The organism is Gilliamella sp. wkB112 (assembly GCF_001690685.1).
Taxonomy (GTDB): Bacteria; Pseudomonadota; Gammaproteobacteria; order Enterobacterales; family Orbaceae; genus Gilliamella; species Gilliamella apicola_J.
The window spans coordinates 55042-77357 of record NZ_LZGL01000020.1; the positions used below are offsets into that span (position 1 = coordinate 55042).

The window sequence follows — 22316 nt, forward strand, 5'->3', positions numbered from 1 at the left end:
AATTACATAAGGATTAAATGTTATGATATCAGGTATACTTGTTTCCCCAGGCATCGCTTTTGCTAAAGCATTATTACTAAAAGAAGAACCGATTGTTATTAATAATAAACAAATTATTGATAATAAAATTGATGCTGAAATTGAGCGTTTTAAAGAAGCCCGACAAAAATCAAGTGAGCAACTTCATGCTATTATGACACGTGCTAAATCGACTCTAGGTGAAGATAAGGCTGCTATTTTCGAAGGACATATCATGCTTCTTGAAGATGAAGATCTTGAACAAGAAGTTATTTCTCGTATTCAAAGCAAACATTCTACCGCTGATGCCGCAGTCCAATCTGTATTTGAAACTCAAGCTAAAGAACTTGAAAACCTTGATGATGAGTATTTGAAAGAACGTGCTGCAGATATTCGTGATATTGGCAAACGTTTACTAAAAAATATTTTAGGTATGGAAATTGTTGATTTAAGTGCTATTAGTCAACCGTGTGTTTTAGTTGCTAATGATCTTACACCTTCAGAAACTGCTCAATTAAATCTAGATATGGTTTTAGGTTTTATTACTGATGCTGGTGGACGAACATCTCACACTTCGATTATGGCTCGTTCATTAGAAATTCCAGCTATTGTCGGTACTTCTAATGCTACTCAAGAAATTAAACAAGGTGATTTTATTATTTTAGATGCTATTAATAATGCTATCTATATTAACCCAGATCACACTACACAAGAAAAACTAAAACAAGTTCAAGCCAAATTTATTGCCGATAAAGAAGAACTAGCAAAATTAAAAGACTTACCTGCAGTAACACTTGATGGTCATCAAGTCGAAATTTGCGGCAATATAGGAACTGTTCGTGATATCGCTGGTGCTGAACGCAATGGTTATGAAGGCGTTGGACTTTACCGAACTGAATTTTTATTTATGGATCGTGATGCGTATCCTGATGAAGAAGAGCAATTTAAAGCATATAAAGAGGTCGCTGAGTCAACTAATGGCTTATCTGTTATAGTTAGAACAATGGATATTGGTGGTGATAAAGACGTACCATATATGCATTTACCAAAAGAAGAAAATCCATTTTTAGGCTGGCGAGCCATTCGAATTTGCCTTGACCGTAAAGAAATACTGCATGCACAATTAAGAGCTATTTTGCGAGCATCAGCATTTGGCAAATTACGTGTTATGTTCCCAATGATTATTTCTGTTGAAGAAATTCGTTTATTAAAATCTGAAATTAGTATTCTTAAAGAACAATTAAACCTCGAAGGGAAAGCGTTTGATAAAAATATTGAAATTGGTGTGATGATTGAAACACCTGCTGCGGCTGTTATTGCCCATCATTTAGCCAAAGAGGTTGATTTCTTTAGTATCGGAACCAATGACTTAACACAATATACCTTAGCGGTCGATCGTGGCAATGAACTAATTTCTCATCTTTATAATCCACTTGCACCATCAGTATTGACTTTAATTAAAAATGTTATTGATGCTTCTCATAAAGAAGGTAAATGGACTGGTATGTGTGGCGAACTAGCTGGTGATGAAAGAGCTACTATTTTACTACTAGGTATGGGACTTGATGAATTTAGTATGAGTGCAGTATCAATTCCAAAAATCAAAAAATTGATTCGTAATACCAATTATGCAGAAGCTAAAAAACTTGCTGATTTAGCGCTTGAGAAAGCAACAACAAAAGAAATTCTTGATTTGATTGAAAGTTATACGACAGAAAAACAAGTTATTTAGGAGGATATAATGGGGTTATTTGATAAAATAAAGCAATTTGTATCTGATGATAATAAAAATAGTATTGAGATTATTGCTCCATTAAGTGGTGAAATTGTTAAAATTGAAGATGTACCTGATGTCGTTTTTGCAGAAAAAATTGTTGGCGATGGCATTGCAATTAAACCGGCAGGTAATAAAATTGTAGCTCCATTAAATGGTAAAATCGGTAAAATTTTCGAAACTAATCATGCTTTTGCAATTGAATCAGATGAAGGTATTGAGCTTTTTGTTCATTTCGGTATTGATACTGTGGAATTAAAAGGAGAAGGTTTTACTCGCATTGCTGAAGAAGGGCAACAAGTTAAAATTGGTGACACAATTATTGAATTCGATCTACAACTACTAGAAAGCAAAGCCAAATCAGTTTTAACTCCAGTGGTAATTTCCAATATGGAAAGTATTACTGAATTAACCAAACTATCTGGTACCGTTGAAGCAGGTAAAACACCAGTCATGCGGGTAAAAAAATAAGTATCTTTCATAAAAAACCTTTAGCTTACAACTAAAGGTTTTTTTATAGTATAAAATTCGTATATTCAGTTATCCTTGTTAACGCCACTTCTTATATTGATTAATCAAATTATTAGTTGAATCATCATGAGACGTCACTGGTTTATCATCAGCTAATTCAGGTAAAATTCGCCCAGCTAACTGTTTACCTAATTCAACGCCCCATTGATCAAAACTAAAGATATTTAAAATAATACCTTGGGTAAAGATCTTGTGCTCATACATAGCGACTAATGCACCGAGTGTATAAGGAGTGATCTTTTTAACTAAAATAGAGTTGGTCGGTTTATTACCTTCAAATACCTTAAATGGAACAATTGCTTCTACTTTATCAAGTGTTTTTCCTGCAGCAATAAATTCTTGTTCAACTTGCTTAGCTGTTTTACCAAAAGCTAATGCTTCAGTTTGTGCAAAGAAGTTAGAAAGTAATTTTGGATGATGATCACCAACAGGATTATGGCTAATAGCAGGGGCAATAAAATCACAAGGAATAAGTTTAGTACCTTGATGAATTAATTGATAAAAAGCATGTTGCCCATTAGTACCTGGTTCTCCCCAAATGATCGGCCCAGTAGTATAAGTGGTTTTATGACCGTTGCGATCTACACTTTTACCGTTTGATTCCATATTACCTTGTTGGAAGTAAGCTGCAAAACGGTGCATATATTGATCATAAGGTAAAATAGCTTCGGTTTCTGCACCGAAAAAGTTATTATACCAAATACCAATAAGTGCTAATAAAGTTGGAATATTTTTATCAATTGGCGCATTTTGGAAGTGCTTATCCATAGCATGACCACCAGCTAAAAATTGTTTAAAATTATCAAAACCTATTGATAGCACGATTGATAATCCAATCGCTGACCAAGATGAATAACGACCACCAACCCAATCCCAAAATTCAAACATATTGGCAGTATCAATACCAAATTTTTCAACTTCTTTAGCATTAGTTGACAGCGCAACAAAGTGCAGGGCTACTGCTTTGTTATCTTTGGCTGCTGCAAGTAACCAATCACGCGCAGTTTGTGCATTGGTCATGGTTTCTTGTGTCGTAAAAGTTTTTGAGGCCACTAGAAATAGAGTTGTTTCTGGGTTTAAACCTTTAAGCGCCTCTACAATATGAGTACCATCAACATTAGACACAAAATGCATAGTTAAATGGTTTTTATAAGGTCTTAAAGCCTCTGTTATCATATGTGGACCAAGATCAGAACCTCCAATCCCAATATTTACAACATCAGTAATGGCTTTTCCTGTGTAACCTTTCCATTCACCACTTATAACTTTATTACTGAATTTTTCCATTTTTGCTAGCACAGCATTAACATCATCCATAACATTTGTACCATCTACATAAATAGGGGTATTTGATACATTACGAAGGGCCACATGTAATACTGCTCGATTTTCTGTTCGATTAATTTTTTCACCACTATACATAGCTTTAATTGCACCATTGAGGTCACATTCATCAGCAAGCTTATAAAGGATTTCTAATGTTGCTTGTGTAATTCGATTTTTGGATAAATCAACTAGAAATTCATCTTCAAAAGGAATACTAAGTTTCTCGACTCGCTTTGGTTCTTCGTTTAAGATTTGTGCAATCGTTTTACTTTTGTCTTTTTCGTAGCTAGTTTGTAGAGACTTCCAAGATGATGTAGTAGTTGGATCTATTGACTTTAACATAATAAATTCCTTAGATAATATGCGTTGTGTTCATAATATAACTATGCCAAAGATGATGCAAGATAAGGATTTTATGAACTAATTTCTAGGTATAACATCAAAACTATTTCTTTAGGTGGATAAATACCTATGTTCAAAATCTCTCTATTAGTTTTTTTATTTAATCATCAATTGTCATATTACGAGTGGTTAAATCAAATGGCGTTAATTGATAAACATAATAATTAAGCCAATTGCTGAATAAAAGATAAGCATGGCTACGCCAAGTTGCTTTAGGTATTAAATGTGGATTATTTTCAGGAAAATAATTTGCTGGAATTTCTGGTTTAATACCAGCTTTTAAATCACGGTAATATTCATTGGCTAGTGTAAAAGAGTCATATTCGGGATGACCTGTCACAAATGCCATACGTTTATCTCTAGTAGTCATTAAATAAGCGCCAGTAATGTCAGATTCAGCTAAAATATTTAAATCAGTATAGGCTTTAATTTTGTCCAAAGGGAAATCAGCATTACGCGAATGTGGAGCTAAAAATGTATCATCAAAACCACGAGTCAAAATAGCATTTGGCTCGATTGTATTGTGCTGATACACCCCTGATAATTTATGAGTACGTGTTAATTTTGGGAGATCATATAAAACATTTAAAGCCGCTTGTACCGCCCAACAAACAAACATGGTTGAAGTTACATGTTCTCTTGCCCAATCAATAATTTCAACTAATTTAGGCCAATAAACCACCTCAGAAAAAGCAACTTTTCCTAATGGAGCACCAGTAATAATTAAGCCATCAAAATTCTGTTCACGAATATCATCAAAATTACAATAAAAGCTATTTAAATGTTCTATTGGCGTATTTTTTGATTCACGCTGATCAATACGTAATAACTTGATATTAATTTGCAAAGAAGAATTAGATAATAATCGCAAAAACTGGTTTTCAGTTTCAATTTTTTTAGGCATAAGATTTAGGAATAGAAGCTTTAATGGGCGAATTTCTTGTGTATTTGCTCTAGATGAGGTCATCACAAATACATTTTCATTACGAAGTACATCAACAGCTGGTAGAGAATCAGGAATACAAATAGGCATAACACAAGCTCCTAAAAAGCATTAATCTATTTAAAATAACTTTCCAGAATAGACGTCTAGAAATCTATATAGCTAAATATAGTGTGTTTTAAATTATTTGTCGAGACTTTTTATGAGACAACAATTGATTAAAATATAATAAACAAATCTGATATTAAAATGCCCTTGTATCAGTCCGCCAAGTATCAGCCGTCAATGCTTCACCAAAATAACTGTGAATAAGTTTTTGCGTAATATCGCTTAATGGTGAAGCTAATACTTCAGCGGTATTACCATATTCAACCAAATCACCATTATGCATTACTAAAATCTCATCACTTATATGCTTCATCATCCCGATATCCTGAGTTACATAAACATAAGATATTTTTTGATCTTCTTGTAATGACAACATCAAATTTACTATTTGAGATCGCATTGAAATATCTAAAGCAGCTAAAGCTTCATCAAGAATAATAACTTTCGGCTTCAAAATTAATGCTCTGGCAAGTGCCACCCGTTGTTTTTGACCCGCGGCCATAACTGAAGGGTAATATGACGCATGTTCCGGTAATAACCCCACTTGCTTCAATACAGCATTAATTAGCTTTTCGCGTTCAATTGCATCATAATTAGCATTACGTTTTAATGGAATTTCTAGTAATTGTCCAATACGAAGTCTTGGGTCAAACGAGCTTTCAACATGCTGGAAAATCATACGAATAAGTTGGCAACGGCTACTATAATCACCATATTTAACTTTAAGGTCATTAATCCAAATATCACCACTATCAGGTTTTATCATTCCCACTAACATTTTAGCAAGCGTTGATTTTCCTGAACCATTTTGTCCAATAATAGCGAGAGTTTTTCCCTCATTAAGCGAAAATGATAGCGGTTTAACTGCATCAATACGCAAATGTCCAAAAATACCTTTAGGAACTAAAAATTGTTTGGATAAATTACGCACTTTTAAAACTGGATTCATGGTTATTCCTTCTAAATGAATAGCTATTCCTCAGTATTCAAAGGGAAATGACAGGCAACAGAATGGTCTTTTATTGGTATCAATTCTGGGGTTTGAATACATTTTTTTTGTGCATAAGGACAACGTGGGCCTAATCTGCAACCAATAGGCAAATGCTCAAGCGACGGTATTACTCCAGGTAAAGCATTCAATGGACTTTTGTGAGGCATGGCTTTTCCAAAATCAGGAATTGCATAAATTAGCGCTTGAGTATAAGGATGATAGGGTGATTTAAACAAGTCTTTACTATCAGCTATCTCCACCATTTGCCCACAATATAGCACGTTAATGCGATCCGTCCATCTGGTTACCATTTGTAAATCATGACTAATCAATAAAATTGTGGTTCCCATATTTTGATTCATACTTGCGAGTAATCGAAAAATTTGCGCTTCTGTTGTAGCTTCCATCGCATTAGTAGGTTCATCAGCAATAAGTAGTTTAGGCTGATTAGCAAGCGCAATAGCAATCATCACCTTTTGACATTCGCCTTCAGTCAATTCAAAAGGATAAGATTTGAGTATTTCTTTATGATCTTTAATGCCTACTCGATGTAGTAACTCAATAGCACGATTTTTACGCCAAAATAACCGTTGCCACCAATGACCTTTGAATGTCCTTCTTGGGATTGCATCGATTAACTGCTGTCCGATTTTCATTGAAGGATCTAAACAAGATTGTGGTTCTTGGAATATCATTGAAATATTAGCACTAATCACTTTACGTCGTTGCTTTGGCGTAAGACTTAATAAATCAATATTATCAAAATGAAATCGATCGGCAGAAATCTTCCAATTGTTATTAGTTACCCCTAAAATAGCTTTTGCTATCAAACTTTTACCAGAACCAGATTCACCCACTAATCCTCGAATTTCGCCTTCAGATAATTTTAGATTCACTCGATCAATCGCTCGTAAAAGACCGTCAGGAGTAATAAATTCAATAGTCAAATTACGGATATCTAATAATGCCATAACTAATTACTCGCTTGACGACCATATAGGCCAAAAATAAACAAATAAACTAATGTAATAGTAATGGCTACAGCAATTCCTGGTGATAAAAAAGCCCAGTAATTTGTAGTAATAATATCTTTCATTTGAAACATCATCATGCCTAGATCTGGTCGGGAAATGTCATTTGCAAAACCTAAAAATGTTAAAGTGGTAATGGCTAAAATAGCAGTCCCAAATAACGATACAAGTTCAGTTAAATAAACAGGTAATATATTAGGAATAATATAGCTATTTAAAATTGTAAACGCTGATAATCCATCTAATCGATAAGCTGTAATATAGATTTTATGCCATTCCCTGATCATTTGTTGGTAAATATTGTAAATAAAACGAGGCATATAGGATAAAACAATAACTACTAGCATATTCGTGATATTGTCTTCAATTAATAAGCTGATTACTATTACTGCCAACAATGGAGGAATCACCATACAAAATCGAAATAATAATAATATTACTGCCCTTAAAATTGGAATAAAAAACATTATATAATTTAATATACTACCAACCAAAACCACATAAAATACAGCTTTCATGGTCATTGCAATAGTTGATCGGTATCCTATCAATAGGTAATAAAATATATCTTGTCCTTGAGCATTAGTTCCAAGAATATGGTTGATATCACCATTTATAACCCAAGCTGGTGGCAGAGAAACCGCATAAATAGGATCTAAATGGGCATGAAAAAACCAACGAGTTGATAACGCTACAAACATAATTGCCAAAATTCCATAGAACCCTATCATAGAATAAAGATCACTATGTAATTTCTTAAAACATAGAGTTAGCTTATTAAGTAACTTGATTCGCCTAAACATAATTTTCCTTATGCCTCATAGGATAAATCACAATAGCTGAAATTTCACCAAACAATGTCAATAAACTAATCAAAGATCCGCATGCTAAAATTGCAATAGCAATGATGGAATAGTTATGGTGATAATAAGCCATCATAATCCATTGCCCTAGCCCTACCCGATTAAATAAGATCTCAATAACCATCGTTGAAAATAATAATGTTGTAGTATTATAAGTTAATAATGGAATAGTTGCTGGAATTGAGTTAGGTAATAAATGTTTACGTAAAATTTTAAATGGTGAAGTTTCACGAATAATCGCCATTTTAATAAAATTTTGTTGAGCTGTATTTTTCACATTTTGGCTAACTAATTGAATAGTTACAATACTGGGTTGAATAGATAAAATAGTAATGGGTAAAAGCAAATATTGCATTTGTTCAAGTAGTAATTCTATCTTATCTGTTTTAGATGAAAGAATAATATCTAATAAAGAAGCACTAGTAACTGGAGGCGCAATATTAAAATTAATAAATAATGACCATGTAGATGATGATAAATACATAGCAACAATAACAATTAGTACTAAAGGGCATGAGTAAAGAAGTAAACAACTTAATCTAATAGTGTTATTTAACCAATTAATATTACTTAACCCCAAAAAAACACCTAAAGGAATACCAATTAATAACGTAATAATTAAAGCTAAAATACAAAGCTCAAATGTAGCAGATAATGTCTGTAAAAATGGAACATGTTCTCCTGATAACAATATGAATTGACCTTGTATTAACTGCTTAAAAAAAGCAGTATAGGCATCAAAAAAACTTAAATTGAAAAATATTGAATCGGGAACAAAATAAACAAGACAAAAGCTAATCTGAGCCAACACACAGACAATGAATAAGAATGTTACTATTTTTCTTAAAATATAGATTATCATTATACATCTTTATTGTAATTAATGCCCCAAATAGAAACAGTGGGAGATATATTTCTCCCACTTTATTAATAATAGTTTTTTAATCAGATGGTAATATTGGTTTACTTGCCTCTGCATATGCATGATCTTGTGCACTTAAACCGCCAGCATTACCTTTACCATTAAAATGATATTCCGACTCCTCACGAAGTTTTATTGCCACCTCAGATACTAAATATTCAGGGGCTGGTGCTTTAGTCATAGCCGATGAAGAATAACCAACTATTTTTTGATGATCAATAATCGGAGAATCACTATCACTAACATTTTGTTCACCAGCTTCATAGTCAATATTCAATTCAATAGCAACAGGGGGCTGATTTTGTAGTGTTTCATTAATTTTATTAGAATCAACAATATTATTAGTACTACCATTCTCAATTTTATCTTTAACAATAACTGGTAACAATAATGATGGAATAACCGGAACAATATCATTTGGTTCATCATTATTATTAATTAAACTACTATAATCAATTACCACTCTTCCCAATGCTAATTCTAATGAAGCAGCAGCAAATGGTAATGGAACTGGAGATTGTTTAAGATAATTATTTTTAACACGTCTCTTATTTCGTTGCCCATTCATCCGTAAATGTCTAGATGTACGACGTTGGCGTTTTGGTTGTTGCTCTACAGCCGATACATCTATTGTTTCTGATACAATGACTGGTAACAATACCGAAGGAATAATCACTTTATCTTGCACAACCGGCACGACTGATATTTCATTAGTCATATCAGCTGTTTTAATTCGTACACTCTTAGTTAATGATCGCTGTTGGCGCCTTGGTTTGACTTCACGTTGTTTAGTTTGAACAACTTCATTAACAACTTTAGTTGTGTTATTTGAGGCAGAATTAGCTATATTATTATTTTGTTTAGCCCGACGATTATTATTTTTAACAGTTTCTTTTAGATCTTCCGTTGCAATATTGCTACTGTTGGTAGTTGTAGTATTATTCTTATTATTACGTTGACGTCGATTATGTGATCGTTGATTATCACGTCTTTTAGTTGGTTGTGCCTTTACTATTGGTTGAGGTTCAGTCTTTTCGGTCACAAATAATTTACGTAACCTTGAAATTAGACCATTAAAGAAACCAACTGATTTTTCAGGTTTAGGTTCAATTTTAGATGTGGTATTCGTTTCAACTTTAGGTCCTGAAAGTACTGCTTGTTCAACTATAGTTTCAGCAATTTCTTCTTCTTCCTCTTCTTCTAGCTCACGAATAAGTTTAGGTAAATTATAACTTAGTACATCAGTTTCTTCACCACTACGTTTACGAATTACTTTATAGAGTGGTGTTTCCATTTCTTCATCGCTAGCAATCACAATTTTGACATCAGGATGCATGCGTTCAATATTAGTAATAGCACGGCGTTTTTCATTCAATAAATAACTAGCAATAGGTACCGGAACAATTACATCAATTTGCACGGTATTATCTTTCATCGCTTCTTCTTGAATTAACCGAAGAATAGAAAGAGATAGTGAGTTATTATCCCTAACAGTACCTGTTCCTTGACAACGCGGACAAATATGATGAGTAGCTTCACGCAAAGAAGGACTTAAGCGTTGGCGCGACATTTCAAGCAAACCAAACCGTGAGATTCGTGTAGTTTGAATTCTAGCTCGGTCTGTTTTCATTGCTTCTTTAAGGCGGTTTTCGACTTCTCGTTGGTTGCGAATTGGAGTCATATCAATAAAATCAATTACGATTAATCCACCAAGATCGCGTAAACGTAATTGACGAGCAATTTCTTCTGCAGCCTCAAGATTAGTATTAAAAGCAGTCTCTTCAATATCACTACCACGAATTGATTTTGCTGAGTTAATATCAATAGCTGTTAAAGCCTCAGTCGCATCAATAACAATCGAACCACCTGAAGGTAACCTAACTTCACGTTGAAATGCCGACTCAATTTGACCTTCGATTTGAAAATGATTAAATAATGGTACATCGCCTTCGTAGAGTTTAAGGCGACTAACATATTCTACACGCCCTAAATCCACTAACCGTTTTTTAGCTATTTCAAGTACTTTCGGATTATCGATCAGAATATCGCCAACATCATCACGTAAATAATCGCGAAATGCTCGAGTGATAATATCACTTTCTTTATGAATTAAACTTGGCGCAGGATGATTTTTAGCTTCATTTTGAATGGCAGACCAATAATTAACCAAAGCATCAAGATCTTGTTGTAACTCTTCTTGAGTTTTACCAACACCAGCTGTTCTAGCAATAACCCCCATCCCTTTTGGTTTTTCAATCGCATCAATAATCCGCTTCAGATCAGCTCGTTCTTCACCTTCAATACGACGTGATACCCCCCCTGCACGAGGATCGTTTGGCATTAAGACTAAATAACTCCCGGCCAAGCTAATATACGTTGTTAATGCCGCGCCTTTTTTGCCACGAATCTCTTTTTCAATTTGAATTAATACTTCCTGACCTTCTTGTAAATGTTTGATGCTACGGCGTCCAGAAATATTGGAAGGGAAATAGCTTTCAGCAATTTCTTTTAATGGTAAAAATCCATCACGTTCACCACCATAAGAAACAAAGGCTGCTTCTAAACTTGGATTGATTTTAGTAATTTTACCTTTATAAATATTAGCTTTTTTTTGCTCATGACCAAGGCTTTCGATATCTAAATCATATAACCTTTGACCATCGACAAGAGCGACTCGCAGCTCTTCTTGCTGGGTTGCGTTGATTAGCATTCTTTTCATTATTCTACACTCTTAATTAATCTTAATTAATTGTAGGTAGAATCCAATTATTTATAGAGTGCTTATTTTAACAATGGTAACCAATGATACTAAATTCAGCGCGTTTATACGGTATTCATTATTTTATTTGTGTTATTTTTGTTATTATTTTATGTGAATCCGCTATTATTTACCTAATAACAATTCTATATTTCAGGCACAACTTTCAATCCGAAAACTTTGCATATTTTTCGAACTATCCCTAAAAATATAATCCATTGATATCATTTTATGGTTAATTTGCAATCCAACTTTTTTATCGGTCTTTGGCAAACAAACTAAATCTTTTTTAATTGTTTAAAATAAACATGTTATCTAACTATAATGGTTCTACTTACACTATTTTCTTTTAGAAATTTGTAATGTCTAACGCCATTGCTGCATTACAAGGATAAAATTATCCATCTCTATTATTCACGTTTCAGCTAAGGATAGCAAGCAAATTAAATCCACTACTATTAAATAAAAAATTAATAATTATTCTTCTGTTCTGAGCGACACTACAAACCTTGCCCCACCTAATGGGCTAGTTACAACAAAAGCTTTACCATTATGAAATTCAGCCATTAATTTTACATAGGCCAAACCAAGCCCATATCCCCCCGTTGCGCGAGTTCGGCTGGTATCGAGTCTAGAAAAAGGCATAAAAATCTTTTCGCGGGCATCAAAAGGAATACCAGCTCCATCGTCATCAATTTCAATTACTACACTATTCTGTTGTTTACTCAAATTCAAAATAGCTTTATGTGTTGCATATTTGAACGCATTAAGTAATAAATTTTTGACAATTGTTTCCATAAGATTAGTGTCAATTAATGCCTCAACATCTTGGCAATTACAAACTAATTCAAACTTTGGAGGTTTGAAAAGTTCTAATGACTGACAAACTTTATCACCCCATTCTTTTAATGATACACAACTTAGATTTAACTCAATATTACTTTGCTGCATTTTGAAGTAATTTAAACTAGCGTTAATCAGTGTTTCTAGTTCATTAATATCATCGCTCATACCTTTTTGTAAGAGAGACCTTTCTTGTTGATCATTCGATTCTTCTAGCATGCTTAGTTCAAAGCGCATTCTAGCAAGAGGTGTACGTAATTCATGAGCCATAGCATGTGAAATAGTTTGATTGGTACTAACTAAATGTTCAATATGGGTTCCCATATTATTAAGAACATTTGCTAGTGGTTTAAATAACCAACCTTTAACATTTTCGGTGCGTGCATGTAGATTTCCTTGCCCTAATTGTTCTGCGGTTTGACGAATATTCACTAAGTCTTTCCAGACTGCACTAAAAGCAAAATAAATCAAAATAAAAAAGATAATAGCACTAAATAATGCCCAGATAATAAGAAAAACACTCAATGACATCGTGTTAGATTCTAAAATATCACGCATTACAATAGGACCTAATTGCAGCAAATTACCATCGTTCAAATCAACATATACAACCTCTCTATCACTATCATACGCAAAACCCAGTTTTACTAATTCGTTATGTACAGAATGAGGTAGTGATGTATTAATTGGCTGTATCTCTATTGGATAGCCAAAATAAGGTTGCAATTCATCAACAACTTGCTGTAGCGGTCGATCCTTATTTTCATTAATTTGCATTCGGATTAAATTAACCGTTCCTCGTTGAGATTCACGGAACACAATATGATCATCTGGCATATCAGTTAATGAGGACGGTAAGGAATCAAATACTAATAAAGCACCATAAGCAATAATACACTGCAATGAAAGTAAAATAACCAGATAAAATATAATACGGCGATTAAAAAACAATGGTTTAGCTAATAGCTGGCTCAATGGTTATCCCCTTCTCGCAAGAATAGATAACCTTTACCGCGTACCGTTTTGATTCGTAATGGATTATCTGGATCATCGAGTAATTTACGACGAAGTCTTGAAATTCGAGCATCAATCGAACGATCACTACCGTCAAAATCAATACCTCTAACCTGAGAAAAAATATCGTCTCGTGATAGAATTTTGCCGGCATTACTAGCAAGTAACCATAAAAGGTCAAATTCAGCTGTAGTTAAATCGATTTCTTGATCTTGTAATGATACTTTACGATTTTCAGCATCAATTACCAGATTATCAAAAACTATTATTTTGTCATTAAAAGACATAATCGATTCTTTATTATCTTCTTTATCTAACTCAATCTGTTTCCGTCGCAGTAAAGCGCGAATTCGAGCTAAAAGTAATCTCGGTTCAACTGGTTTAGCTAAATAATCATCAGCTCCCAATTCAAGCCCGACGATTTCATCGATATTATCTTCACTTGCTGTCATTATAAGAATAAAATTATTAAACCATGTACGTATATCACGGCAAATATCAAACCCCGATTTTTCTGGTAACATGACGTCTAAAATCACCAGATCTGGATTGAGTTTTTGAATTTTTTCTTCTGCCCCTTCACCACTATTATGCCATTCAACAATATAACCTTGCCTAATAAGATAAACTTGAATTAGATTAGCTAATCGCTCATCATCTTCGATGATTAATATACGTTCACTCATTTTTCCTTCTTATTACTATAAGGTATAATTAGAGATACCTCATTATACAGACAATTTCATATCCGTTACAAAATATATACAAAGAGCCTACAAAGTTTAAAATCACTCTATGAGAAAATTTGCACATTTATATAAATTGAATATGTTTATTAACAAATGAATACTTTTTCATCGATTGCAAACCATATTTATTATCCTTCTTATACACAATATCAAACACCAATTGTTTTATGTGACTTTGACGGCACCATTAGCGTGAAGGATGTCACTGATACTTTACTGAGCCATTTCGGTCAAGATGGTTGTGACGAATTAGAAGAATTATGGGTTAATGGTAAGATTGGTTCTCAAGAGTGCATGAGTAAGCAAATTGCATTAATGAAAGCCAACCTTGATGAGCTTAATTATGTCTTGTCACAAATTGAAATTGACCCAACATTTAAAGCTTTTATTGAGTATACCGAAACAAATCATATTCCTGTGCATATTGTCAGTGATGGATTAGATTATGCTATTCAGTTTATTTTAAAACGTCATGGCATGGAACATTTACCGATTTTTGCAAATAAACTATTGCATGATAATGATCGCAGCTGGCGATTAGAATTCCCTTATGCTAATAAAAATTGTATTAAACAAAGTGGTAATTGCAAATGTAATCATGTAAAACAGCAACATTTTAATCAAATACTTTATGTTGGCGATGGTACTTCAGATTACTGTGTGTCACATAATGTGGATTTTGTTTTTGCTAAGGATAAACTCATTCATTATTGTAAAAAAAATAAGATTGAATATAGTGCGATTAATTGTTTTGCTGATGTAACCAAAGCATTGAAGCAAGCACAGTCAACAGCAATTCCATACATGATGGTAAAGTAAATTAGGAATTATAATGGATACAGCACAAGATTTGTCTTATTTTTTACCGGGTAACAAAAATGGGGTGCTTTTGGTTCATGGGTTAACTGGCACACCAAATGAAATGCGTATTTTAGCCAATGGACTACATAAAGCCGGATTTACTGTTTATGCAGTACAACTAGCTGGTCATTGTGGTACTGAAGCAGATCTATGTAAAACAACATGGCAAGATTGGTATAAAAGTGTGCAAGATGGTGCCGATTATTTAGCTCAACATGTTGATAATGTTTTTGTTGCTGGATTATCAATGGGTGCCCTACTTGCATTACAACTCGCCGCGGATAGACCTGAACAAGTCAAAGGAGTGGGCGTTCTTGCGCCAACATTTTATTATGATGGTTGGAGTATGCCATTTTGGGCTAAAAAGTTTTTCTTTTTGTTAGTCTATTTTAAAAAACTCGGTATTTTTCAAAAAGTTTCATTTATTGAAAAACCACCTTATGGACTAAAAGATGAACGTATTCGCGCGGTAGTATCTGAAAGTATGCTCAGTGGTGATAGTGGAGCTGCTGGACTAGCAGGTAATCCATTTCCGGCTCTAGCTGAAATGCAGTTATTGGCCAAACATGTACGTAAGCAATTGCCCAAAGTAACTTCACCTTGTTTAATTATTCATTCCGGTAATGACGATATCGCTAATATTGAAACCAATGCTAAATTAGTTGAGAAAAATGTCTCTGGAACCAAGAAACTTATTGTACTTAATGATAGTTACCACTTAATCACTATTGATAGTCAAAGACGAGAAGTCATTAATGAATCCGTTTCTTTTTTCAATAAAATTGCAGCAAGGATAAAAGTGTAATGTCACCATTAGTTATTATACTTTGGATCAGTAATATCTGTTTTGATACTCTTGGACAAGTTGCTTTTAAATTTGCCGCTATTTCACCCAATAACCGTGATGGTTGGTATTACTGGTTAGATCTTGCAAAAAATATTTGGATCTGGGTCGGAATTATTGCTTACATTGTGGAATTTTTGTTATGGCTAGCATTTTTGACTCTAGTTCCTCTTTCTCAGGGAGTATTACTTGCTTCATTTAATATTATTACCATAATGCTAGTGGGGCGTGTTCTTTTTAAAGAATTATTAACTTTATATCGAATAATAGGTATGTTGTTAATTACATCTGGTGTGATTTTTGTCGGGATGAGTTGATATGGTCAGATTCTATTTAATCGGTTTTACTGTATTACTAATTTTTGATACCATTGCCCAGTGCAGTTTTAAACTAACGGCAATTCATGCTCAACCTTTAGCGATGAGTATAGAATGGTTAATTAGAGTGTTTACTAATCCTTGGATATATATATCTATAGCAGGTTACATTTTAACTTTCTTTACCTGGATGACATTGTTAAAAAAGGCACCTGTTGGCCCTGCTTTTGCTGCTTCACATTTCGAAATAGTAACAGTGATGATTGTCTCAGTTTGGTTATTCCATGAGCCTATTACGCAGTATAAATTAATTGGCGCAATATTAATTATTTCAGGTATTTTATTTTTAGCAATTGCTGAAAGCAAGTTATCTAAACAGGCCTCAAATTAGCAGAATTAATTTAAAGATTGTTAAATTCAAATACTAACTCGATTCCTGATTATATATTGAAACGTATAGCTGACCTGAAACTTCTTTACAAGCTTATTCAGAACTACATCAGCGCTTTTAATAATATCAAATTCAGTTGATGCTGTTCTTGTTGCCAATTATTAAGGTTTGCTGGTGAAATTGTAGGTTGTTTATCCAATGAACTTAACAAGCGTTTAAACCAATTGGATGATTGCCATATTGACAGTTCACCAGTAATATCACTACCAATAATTCGTTGTTTTATTGAAGTAATCGTGTCGAGTATATGATAAGTTTGTAGCTTGCCTTGATCCCAATTAGTATGAATAACATCTTCGCTCAATACATCTTTATCAATAGATAAGTAAACTGATTGAGTATTATGGTATTGTTCTGATAAGAAACTTGCAATTAAATCGTCGGGTGTAGCAAAATGCCGAAAGGCATGACTTAAACCGATTTTTTGCGCCCATGAGACATTAACATTTAAACTCCAATAAGTGAGTTTTTTATGGAAAAGTGGCTGCCATCTATTTTCCCAAAAATGAGAAAGTCCAATATCATGTGAGGTAATCCCTAATACATGCACATGACTAACAAATGGTAAGCTTGCAGCATAACTTACCCATGAACCACAATGAATGCCAAACAAATAACGCATGTTATCTGGATGATTATCAAAAATTACCACTTGGATAGGATTCTCTGCTGAATATTGCTCTGCTAGACGCTCAATAAGTAACAAAGAAATATGGTGATAATCACCGCTACCCATTAGCACTGTACCATGATTTTCGGGTAATAATTGTTGAAGAGATCTAGCAAGTTCTCTGAACTTTTTTTCAGAACAACCAAAGCGAATATCATCTTGCCAATGAGTAACATCGATCATATTAGCATGCTTAATCTCACCTACACTCTGATCGAAATTGAGTATAACAGGAAATGTCATGCCACTTTCTCCTTATCATTTTCAAAATGACCAATCATGCTACGCAAAGCCATTCTTAATAATGGATTGCGAATATAAACTAAATGTTTGGTTAAGGTGAAACTTGCGCCTAACGATGCTTTTACTTCAGGATCGGTCCAACCTGCAATGTAGTGACTAAATCCTTGTTGTAACGCATATTCAAGATTAATAAACCAACTTACATAATAGAGATTTAAGTCTCTTGCTTGAGGATAAACTAACCCAATATATTTATCAATCAACATGTTATTAACCACAAAACAGATATTAAAACCAATCAATTCACCATTGTAGTGGTAAGTAAAAATGCGAGCTTGAGCGGCTTTGTTTTGTAATAATTGAATAAAAAAAGGTTTAGTTAATAAATCAAAATGTACTTCACTTTGCTGATAAACATTTAGATACAGCTGATAATATTTATCTAATATTGCATCGTCAAAAAAACAATCATCACCGCTTTGTAATATATCGATTGCTAATTTTTCACGAGCTTTTAATTTTCGTCTAAAGTTTTTACGACGACTATATGAAAAACGAGTAAATAAATCATCAATACTAGTAAAATTAATCGGTACCCAAGCTAATGCTTGCCCTTCAACTTCAATAAAGCCTCGTTTTTTTAGCGACGAAATAAGTTGTTGAGAATATTGATTATCCTTTTCATTAAGTAATGGAGAAGCTAAAGGTAAATCTTTAACAATTAAAAAAGGATATTGTTTGGCATAAGTCGTTTTTAAATTATTAGCTAACTGCTCTACATTAATGTGATGATTGAGTAAAGTATATTCTGAAACAGTAGTACCAATAAAACAGGTATTTGGTTGTAGCCAATGTTGCCATTTTTTAAAAAAAGGGAGTTTCTGGATTTTATTTTTGAAATTATCATCAGCCGTTGTTAATAAATCAAATTTAGCCGAAAATGCAGGTACACCATCTTCACTTAGCCATGCACAAAAGTGCTTAGGTGGATGAGCTAAAAAATTATCTATTAATTGATTAGGTTCTAACTGATTAAGATATTTCATTAGTATTTATATATGATTAATTTTGATACAACTATCCCGGCAACATAAAGTCGACGGGAAGTTAGAAATTAGAAAACGAATATTAATATTAAAGTTCTTTTTTAGCTCGTGTTATTAATTGGTCAAGCAACTCAATACCTTGGTCTATTTCTTGACGAGAAATATGTAATGACGGTGCAAATGTGATTACATTTTTATAATAACCACCAATATCAAGTACTAAGCCCATTTTAGTGCCTTTCCAATCAAGATCACCTGACATACCAATATCGACCATTTTATCCACTAATGCTTTATTAGCGGTGAAGCCATCCTCAGTACAAATTTCTGCTCTAAGCGCTAAACCTAAACCGTCAACTTCACCGATTTCTTTATGTTTCTTCTCTAGCGTTTTTAATCCTTCAAGGAAATAAGCACCACTATCCATCACCATTTTTTCATAATCAGTTTCTGAGGTCATTTTTAATACTTCTAAACCAACAGCCGTACCGAGTGGGTTTGAAGCAAATGTTGAGTGAGTAGATCCAACTGGGAATACTTGTGGATTAATTAACTCTTCACGCGCCCATAAACCACCTAATGGATTTAATCCGTTAGTTAATGCTTTGGCAAACACTACCACATCAGGTTTTACATCGAAATGTTCAATTGACCAAAGTTTACCAGTACGATAAAAGCCCATTTGAATTTCATCCACTACTAATAAAATTCCATATTGATCCAAGACTTTTTTAAGTCCTTTGAAATAATTACGTGGCGGAACAATATAACCACCGGTTGCTTGTAAAGGTTCTGCATAAAATGCTGCATATTCAGCCTGTCCAACTTTTGGATCCCAAACACCGTGATATTCTGTTTCAAACAAACGTGCAAATTCAGCAACTAAATGTTCACCATACTCTTCAGCAGTCATGCCTTTTGGTCGACGGAATGGATATGGGAATGGTACAAACATCGCACGATCACCAAAATGACCATAACGACGACGATAACGATAACTTGAAGTGATTGATGATGCACCAAGTGTTCTACCATGATATCCGCCTTGGAAAGCAAACATTAATGATTTACCACCAGAAGCATTGCGAACCAATTTCAACGAGTCTTCAATACATTGTGAACCACCAACATTAAAATGCACACGACCTTCATAACCGAATCGCTGTTGCATACCTTGAGCAATGGTTTTAGCTAATTCTATCTTGGTTGGATGCAAATATTGACTTGCACATTGCGGTAGGGTATCAATTTGTTTTTTGAGAACATTATTTAAACGTTCATTGGCATAGCCAAAATTACACGCAGAGTACCACATCTGAAGGTCAAGGAAGGCTTTACCTTCTTTATCATACATGTAACTACCTTCACAACCATCAAAAATTTTTGGTGGTTCAACATAATGTACGGTATCACCAAAAGAACAATATTTAGCTTCATCAGCAAGTAGTGTCGCATCATCAGGGCGACTATTAATCATTTCTAAAGTTGGTTTACTCATAAGTTATCTCACTAATCCATATTCAAACATGATAAAATGTGGCATTATTATCTAAGAGATCTACTTGTTACAATGTGCAATTAATGTATAGATTTTGTGACGGTATATTCACCTAAATGCAGACTATTAATATAAAATGCTTTAAATACCTTATTTGTAACATTTGGGATAAGTAAAAAAACACTTATTGAAGAGTATCAAAAAATGAAAAAAACGCTATGTATTACGCCTATTTTATCAGTAATTACTTTAGGATACGCTTTAAGTGCCGCAGCAGATCCTACTTCCTTAGGTGTTGGAGTTGGCTGGACAGACTCACCTTATAAAAAATATAGCTCAAACCTTTATCCTATACCGCATATTGATTATGATAATGGTTCATTTTTTATAGATGATTTATCAGCTGGTGCCTATATTTATCATACTGATAATCAAAGCATCTCCATAGGTGGGCGTTATTTAACTAATGAATTCAAACCTCATGATTCATCCAATCATAAGTTAAAGAAATTAGATAAGCGTTACTCAACTTTATTAGCTGAAATTGAATATAATCTTAATACTAGTTGGGGAAGTTTTTCTAGTAACGTTGGTGCTGATGTATTAGATGAAAGTAACAGTATTTTAGTCAATGCTGACTATACTCTCCCTGTTGCAGAAGGTGATCTAATTCTACTCCCTACCATAGGCATTAACTGGGCTAATAGCAATCACAATAATTATTATTATGGTATCTCCCATAAAGAATCAAACCGTTCAAAATTACGTTATCATAATGCCGACAATTCTTTTACACCTTATGCAGAATTAGGCGCACAATATAAGTTGACTAATCACTTTGCAACTTATGGTGGTATTCATATAGATAAATTAACTGGAGATGCAGCTGATAGCCCTATGGTAGACAATAGTGCCATAACTTCTATTTACATGGGAGTATCTTATAATTTTTAATTATTACTATTCTTCTTTTGTAAACTAATCAATAACATTATCACTAGTTTTAGTATAAACGTTATGCAATATTAATCGCGATAAATTATTATTTCGAATCAAAAATCAGGAAAATTATAGTATGCTTTGGTTTAAAAATGCCATTATTTATCAAATAAATAATGATACTTTACTTAATAAAGAAACAATTGATAAAGCGATAAAGTCGCACCCATTTATACCATGTGGTAATTTAGATAATAATAAAATGGGTTGGGTGTCACCATACAATGACAATAATCAAGATGATTTTATTGTCGATATGCAAGGACATTTACTATTACGAATAAAAAAAGAAACTAAAATATTACCTTCACCTGTTATTAAACAAGCTTTATTGGAAAAAATAGATAAACAAGAACAAGTATTAAATAGAAAGCTAAGCAAAAATGAAAAAGCTACCTTGAAGGATGAAGTCATGATTGATTTGATGCCTAGAGCATTCAGCAAATACAATTATTACTGGTTATGGATCGATACCAATAACAAGCGAATTATTGTAGATTGTAATAGTTTTAAGCAAGCAGAAGATATTTTAGCTATTTTACGCAAAGAACTTGGTTCACTTGCATTAACACCTTTATCAATTGATAAACCTTTGGAGCAAATAACCACCAAATGGGTTAAAGAAAAGCTTAGCTTTTCTCCATTTATATTAGGTAATCAAGTTGAACTAAAAGATCCACTTGAAGGTAATGGTATCATTGTTTGTAAAAACCAAGAGATCACTTCCGAGGAAATATTAATCCATTTTACTTCAGGTAAATGGGTCACTAAAATTCAAATAATAGATGAACGTGGGGTAAGCTTTATCGTTAATACTGATTTAACCTTTAAACGTATTAAATTTGATGTAAGTATTTTAGATGAAAATGTAGATATTAGTCCTGATGAATCAGATAAACGTCTTGAAGCGGATTTTTTCATTATGGTCAAAATATTATCCAATACCATTAAAGATTTTTATACTGTTATTAATAAAATTATTTGATAATTTTATTTAAATATTTTTATCTACAATATCAATAATTATAGATTTGCATATTAATTGTGCTATAATCTCGGTAGATTATGCATAGCATAATTAATAAAAATAAGTAATTTTTCTTTTGATTAAAGT

At 33.2% G+C, this 22316-nt stretch carries 20 protein-coding genes; 8 read left to right on the forward strand and 12 right to left on the reverse strand.

Annotated features, from left to right (window positions below; all coding sequences use genetic code 11):
* The first annotated feature begins 22 nt into the window (after positions 1-22).
* Both ptsI and crr read left to right on the forward strand, forming a co-directional pair.
* Entirely contained in the window at positions 23-1750 is a 1728-nt protein-coding gene (gene ptsI / locus A9G12_RS10810; protein WP_065565861.1) for a phosphoenolpyruvate-protein phosphotransferase PtsI, read from the forward strand.
* Between the two features lie 9 nt (positions 1751-1759).
* On the forward strand, positions 1760-2263 hold the full coding sequence (crr, locus tag A9G12_RS10815) for a PTS glucose transporter subunit IIA (RefSeq protein ID WP_065565862.1): 504 nt from the start codon (positions 1760-1762) through the stop codon (positions 2261-2263).
* Positions 2264-2341: 78 nt separating this feature from the next.
* Here crr and pgi read toward each other — a convergent pair whose 3' ends face one another.
* From pgi to A9G12_RS10860, 9 genes are all read right to left on the reverse strand, one after another.
* Positions 2342-3991, reverse strand: coding sequence for a glucose-6-phosphate isomerase (pgi, locus tag A9G12_RS10820; RefSeq protein WP_065565863.1), 1650 nt, complete (start codon positions 3989-3991; stop codon positions 2342-2344).
* Between the two features lie 160 nt (positions 3992-4151).
* On the reverse strand, positions 4152-5084 hold the full coding sequence (metA, locus tag A9G12_RS10825; RefSeq protein ID WP_065565864.1) for a homoserine O-acetyltransferase MetA: 933 nt from the start codon (positions 5082-5084) through the stop codon (positions 4152-4154).
* A 154-nt stretch (positions 5085-5238) separates the two neighbouring features.
* Positions 5239-6051 carry a peptide ABC transporter ATP-binding protein gene (locus A9G12_RS10830; RefSeq protein ID WP_065565865.1) on the reverse strand — a complete coding sequence of 271 codons (813 nt, stop codon included), beginning with the start codon at positions 6049-6051 and terminating at the stop codon, positions 5239-5241.
* A 23-nt stretch (positions 6052-6074) separates the two neighbouring features.
* Positions 6075-7064, reverse strand: a complete 990-nt coding sequence (locus A9G12_RS10835; RefSeq protein ID WP_065565866.1) for a peptide ABC transporter ATP-binding protein — start codon at positions 7062-7064, stop codon at positions 6075-6077.
* Between the two features lie 2 nt (positions 7065-7066).
* A complete protein-coding gene (locus tag A9G12_RS10840) occupies positions 7067-7825 on the reverse strand; it encodes an ABC transporter permease subunit (RefSeq protein ID WP_176701763.1) in 759 nt (252 codons plus the stop codon).
* 94 nt (positions 7826-7919) lie between these two features.
* Entirely contained in the window at positions 7920-8849 is a 930-nt protein-coding gene (locus tag A9G12_RS10845) for an ABC transporter permease subunit (RefSeq protein WP_065565868.1), read from the reverse strand.
* A gap of 79 nt (positions 8850-8928) precedes the next feature.
* Positions 8929-11628, reverse strand: coding sequence for a ribonuclease E (gene rne / locus A9G12_RS10850; RefSeq protein ID WP_065565869.1), 2700 nt, complete (start codon positions 11626-11628; stop codon positions 8929-8931).
* A 516-nt stretch (positions 11629-12144) separates the two neighbouring features.
* On the reverse strand, positions 12145-13485 hold the full coding sequence (locus A9G12_RS10855) for an ATP-binding protein (protein WP_065565870.1): 1341 nt from the start codon (positions 13483-13485) through the stop codon (positions 12145-12147).
* A complete protein-coding gene (locus A9G12_RS10860; protein WP_065565871.1) occupies positions 13482-14210 on the reverse strand; it encodes a response regulator transcription factor in 729 nt (242 codons plus the stop codon). The genes A9G12_RS10855 and A9G12_RS10860 overlap by 4 nt, the downstream gene beginning before the upstream one ends.
* Positions 14211-14366: 156 nt before the next feature.
* On the opposite strand from A9G12_RS10860, the gene A9G12_RS10865 reads away from it, so the two are divergent.
* The 4 genes from A9G12_RS10865 to A9G12_RS10880 are packed head-to-tail and all read left to right on the forward strand — an operon-like array spanning position 14367 to position 16686.
* On the forward strand, positions 14367-15092 hold the full coding sequence (locus A9G12_RS10865; protein WP_065565872.1) for an MtnX-like HAD-IB family phosphatase: 726 nt from the start codon (positions 14367-14369) through the stop codon (positions 15090-15092).
* A 13-nt stretch (positions 15093-15105) separates the two neighbouring features.
* Positions 15106-15939, forward strand: coding sequence for an alpha/beta hydrolase (locus tag A9G12_RS10870; RefSeq protein WP_065565873.1), 834 nt, complete (start codon positions 15106-15108; stop codon positions 15937-15939).
* Complete coding sequence (locus A9G12_RS10875) at positions 15939-16295, forward strand: hypothetical protein (protein ID WP_065565874.1); 357 nt, start codon at positions 15939-15941, stop codon at positions 16293-16295. Before A9G12_RS10870 ends, A9G12_RS10875 begins: the two co-directional genes overlap by 1 nt.
* Before the next feature lies 1 nt (position 16296).
* Complete coding sequence (locus A9G12_RS10880; protein WP_065565875.1) at positions 16297-16686, forward strand: DMT family transporter; 390 nt, start codon at positions 16297-16299, stop codon at positions 16684-16686.
* Between the two features lie 103 nt (positions 16687-16789).
* On the opposite strand, the gene A9G12_RS10885 is transcribed toward A9G12_RS10880, so the two are convergent.
* From A9G12_RS10885 to A9G12_RS10895, 3 genes are all read right to left on the reverse strand, one after another.
* A complete protein-coding gene (locus tag A9G12_RS10885) occupies positions 16790-17659 on the reverse strand; it encodes an arginase family protein (RefSeq protein WP_065565876.1) in 870 nt (289 codons plus the stop codon).
* Complete coding sequence (locus A9G12_RS10890) at positions 17656-18705, reverse strand: GNAT family N-acetyltransferase (protein WP_065565877.1); 1050 nt, start codon at positions 18703-18705, stop codon at positions 17656-17658. The genes A9G12_RS10885 and A9G12_RS10890 overlap by 4 nt, the downstream gene beginning before the upstream one ends.
* Before the next feature lie 88 nt (positions 18706-18793).
* On the reverse strand, positions 18794-20203 hold the full coding sequence (locus tag A9G12_RS10895; RefSeq protein ID WP_141674163.1) for an aspartate aminotransferase family protein: 1410 nt from the start codon (positions 20201-20203) through the stop codon (positions 18794-18796).
* A gap of 204 nt (positions 20204-20407) precedes the next feature.
* On the opposite strand from A9G12_RS10895, the gene A9G12_RS10900 reads away from it, so the two are divergent.
* The gene (locus A9G12_RS10900; RefSeq protein WP_081299758.1) at positions 20408-21157 is read left to right on the forward strand and encodes a MipA/OmpV family protein; all 750 of its coding nucleotides are present in this window, start codon (positions 20408-20410) and stop codon (positions 21155-21157) included.
* A gap of 121 nt (positions 21158-21278) precedes the next feature.
* Entirely contained in the window at positions 21279-22187 is a 909-nt protein-coding gene (locus A9G12_RS10905; RefSeq protein WP_065565878.1) for a recombination-associated protein RdgC, read from the forward strand.
* Positions 22188-22316 lie beyond the last annotated feature (129 nt).

Excerpts from the sequence above, each read along its gene's own strand:
- ptsI (WP_065565861.1), top strand. The coding sequence starts at position 23 with ATGATATCAGGTATACTTGTTTCCCCAGGCATCGCTTTTGCTAAAGCA.
- crr (WP_065565862.1), top strand. The coding sequence starts at position 1,760 with ATGGGGTTATTTGATAAAATAAAGCAATTTGTATCTGATGATAATAAA.
- pgi (WP_065565863.1), bottom strand. The coding sequence starts at position 3,991 with ATGTTAAAGTCAATAGATCCAACTACTACATCATCTTGGAAGTCTCTA.
- metA (WP_065565864.1), bottom strand. The coding sequence starts at position 5,084 with ATGCCTATTTGTATTCCTGATTCTCTACCAGCTGTTGATGTACTTCGT.
- A9G12_RS10830 (WP_065565865.1), bottom strand. The coding sequence starts at position 6,051 with ATGAATCCAGTTTTAAAAGTGCGTAATTTATCCAAACAATTTTTAGTT.
- A9G12_RS10835 (WP_065565866.1), bottom strand. The coding sequence starts at position 7,064 with ATGGCATTATTAGATATCCGTAATTTGACTATTGAATTTATTACTCCT.
- A9G12_RS10840 (WP_176701763.1), bottom strand. The coding sequence starts at position 7,825 with ATGTTTGTAGCGTTATCAACTCGTTGGTTTTTTCATGCCCATTTAGAT.
- A9G12_RS10845 (WP_065565868.1), bottom strand. The coding sequence starts at position 8,849 with ATGATAATCTATATTTTAAGAAAAATAGTAACATTCTTATTCATTGTC.
- rne (WP_065565869.1), bottom strand. The coding sequence starts at position 11,628 with ATGAAAAGAATGCTAATCAACGCAACCCAGCAAGAAGAGCTGCGAGTC.
- A9G12_RS10860 (WP_065565871.1), bottom strand. The coding sequence starts at position 14,210 with ATGAGTGAACGTATATTAATCATCGAAGATGATGAGCGATTAGCTAAT.
- A9G12_RS10865 (WP_065565872.1), top strand. The coding sequence starts at position 14,367 with ATGAATACTTTTTCATCGATTGCAAACCATATTTATTATCCTTCTTAT.
- A9G12_RS10870 (WP_065565873.1), top strand. The coding sequence starts at position 15,106 with ATGGATACAGCACAAGATTTGTCTTATTTTTTACCGGGTAACAAAAAT.
- A9G12_RS10875 (WP_065565874.1), top strand. The coding sequence starts at position 15,939 with ATGTCACCATTAGTTATTATACTTTGGATCAGTAATATCTGTTTTGAT.
- A9G12_RS10880 (WP_065565875.1), top strand. The coding sequence starts at position 16,297 with ATGGTCAGATTCTATTTAATCGGTTTTACTGTATTACTAATTTTTGAT.
- A9G12_RS10885 (WP_065565876.1), bottom strand. The coding sequence starts at position 17,659 with ATGACATTTCCTGTTATACTCAATTTCGATCAGAGTGTAGGTGAGATT.
- A9G12_RS10890 (WP_065565877.1), bottom strand. The coding sequence starts at position 18,705 with ATGAAATATCTTAATCAGTTAGAACCTAATCAATTAATAGATAATTTT.
- A9G12_RS10895 (WP_141674163.1), bottom strand. The coding sequence starts at position 20,203 with ATGAGTAAACCAACTTTAGAAATGATTAATAGTCGCCCTGATGATGCG.
- A9G12_RS10900 (WP_081299758.1), top strand. The coding sequence starts at position 20,408 with ATGAAAAAAACGCTATGTATTACGCCTATTTTATCAGTAATTACTTTA.
- A9G12_RS10905 (WP_065565878.1), top strand. The coding sequence starts at position 21,279 with ATGCTTTGGTTTAAAAATGCCATTATTTATCAAATAAATAATGATACT.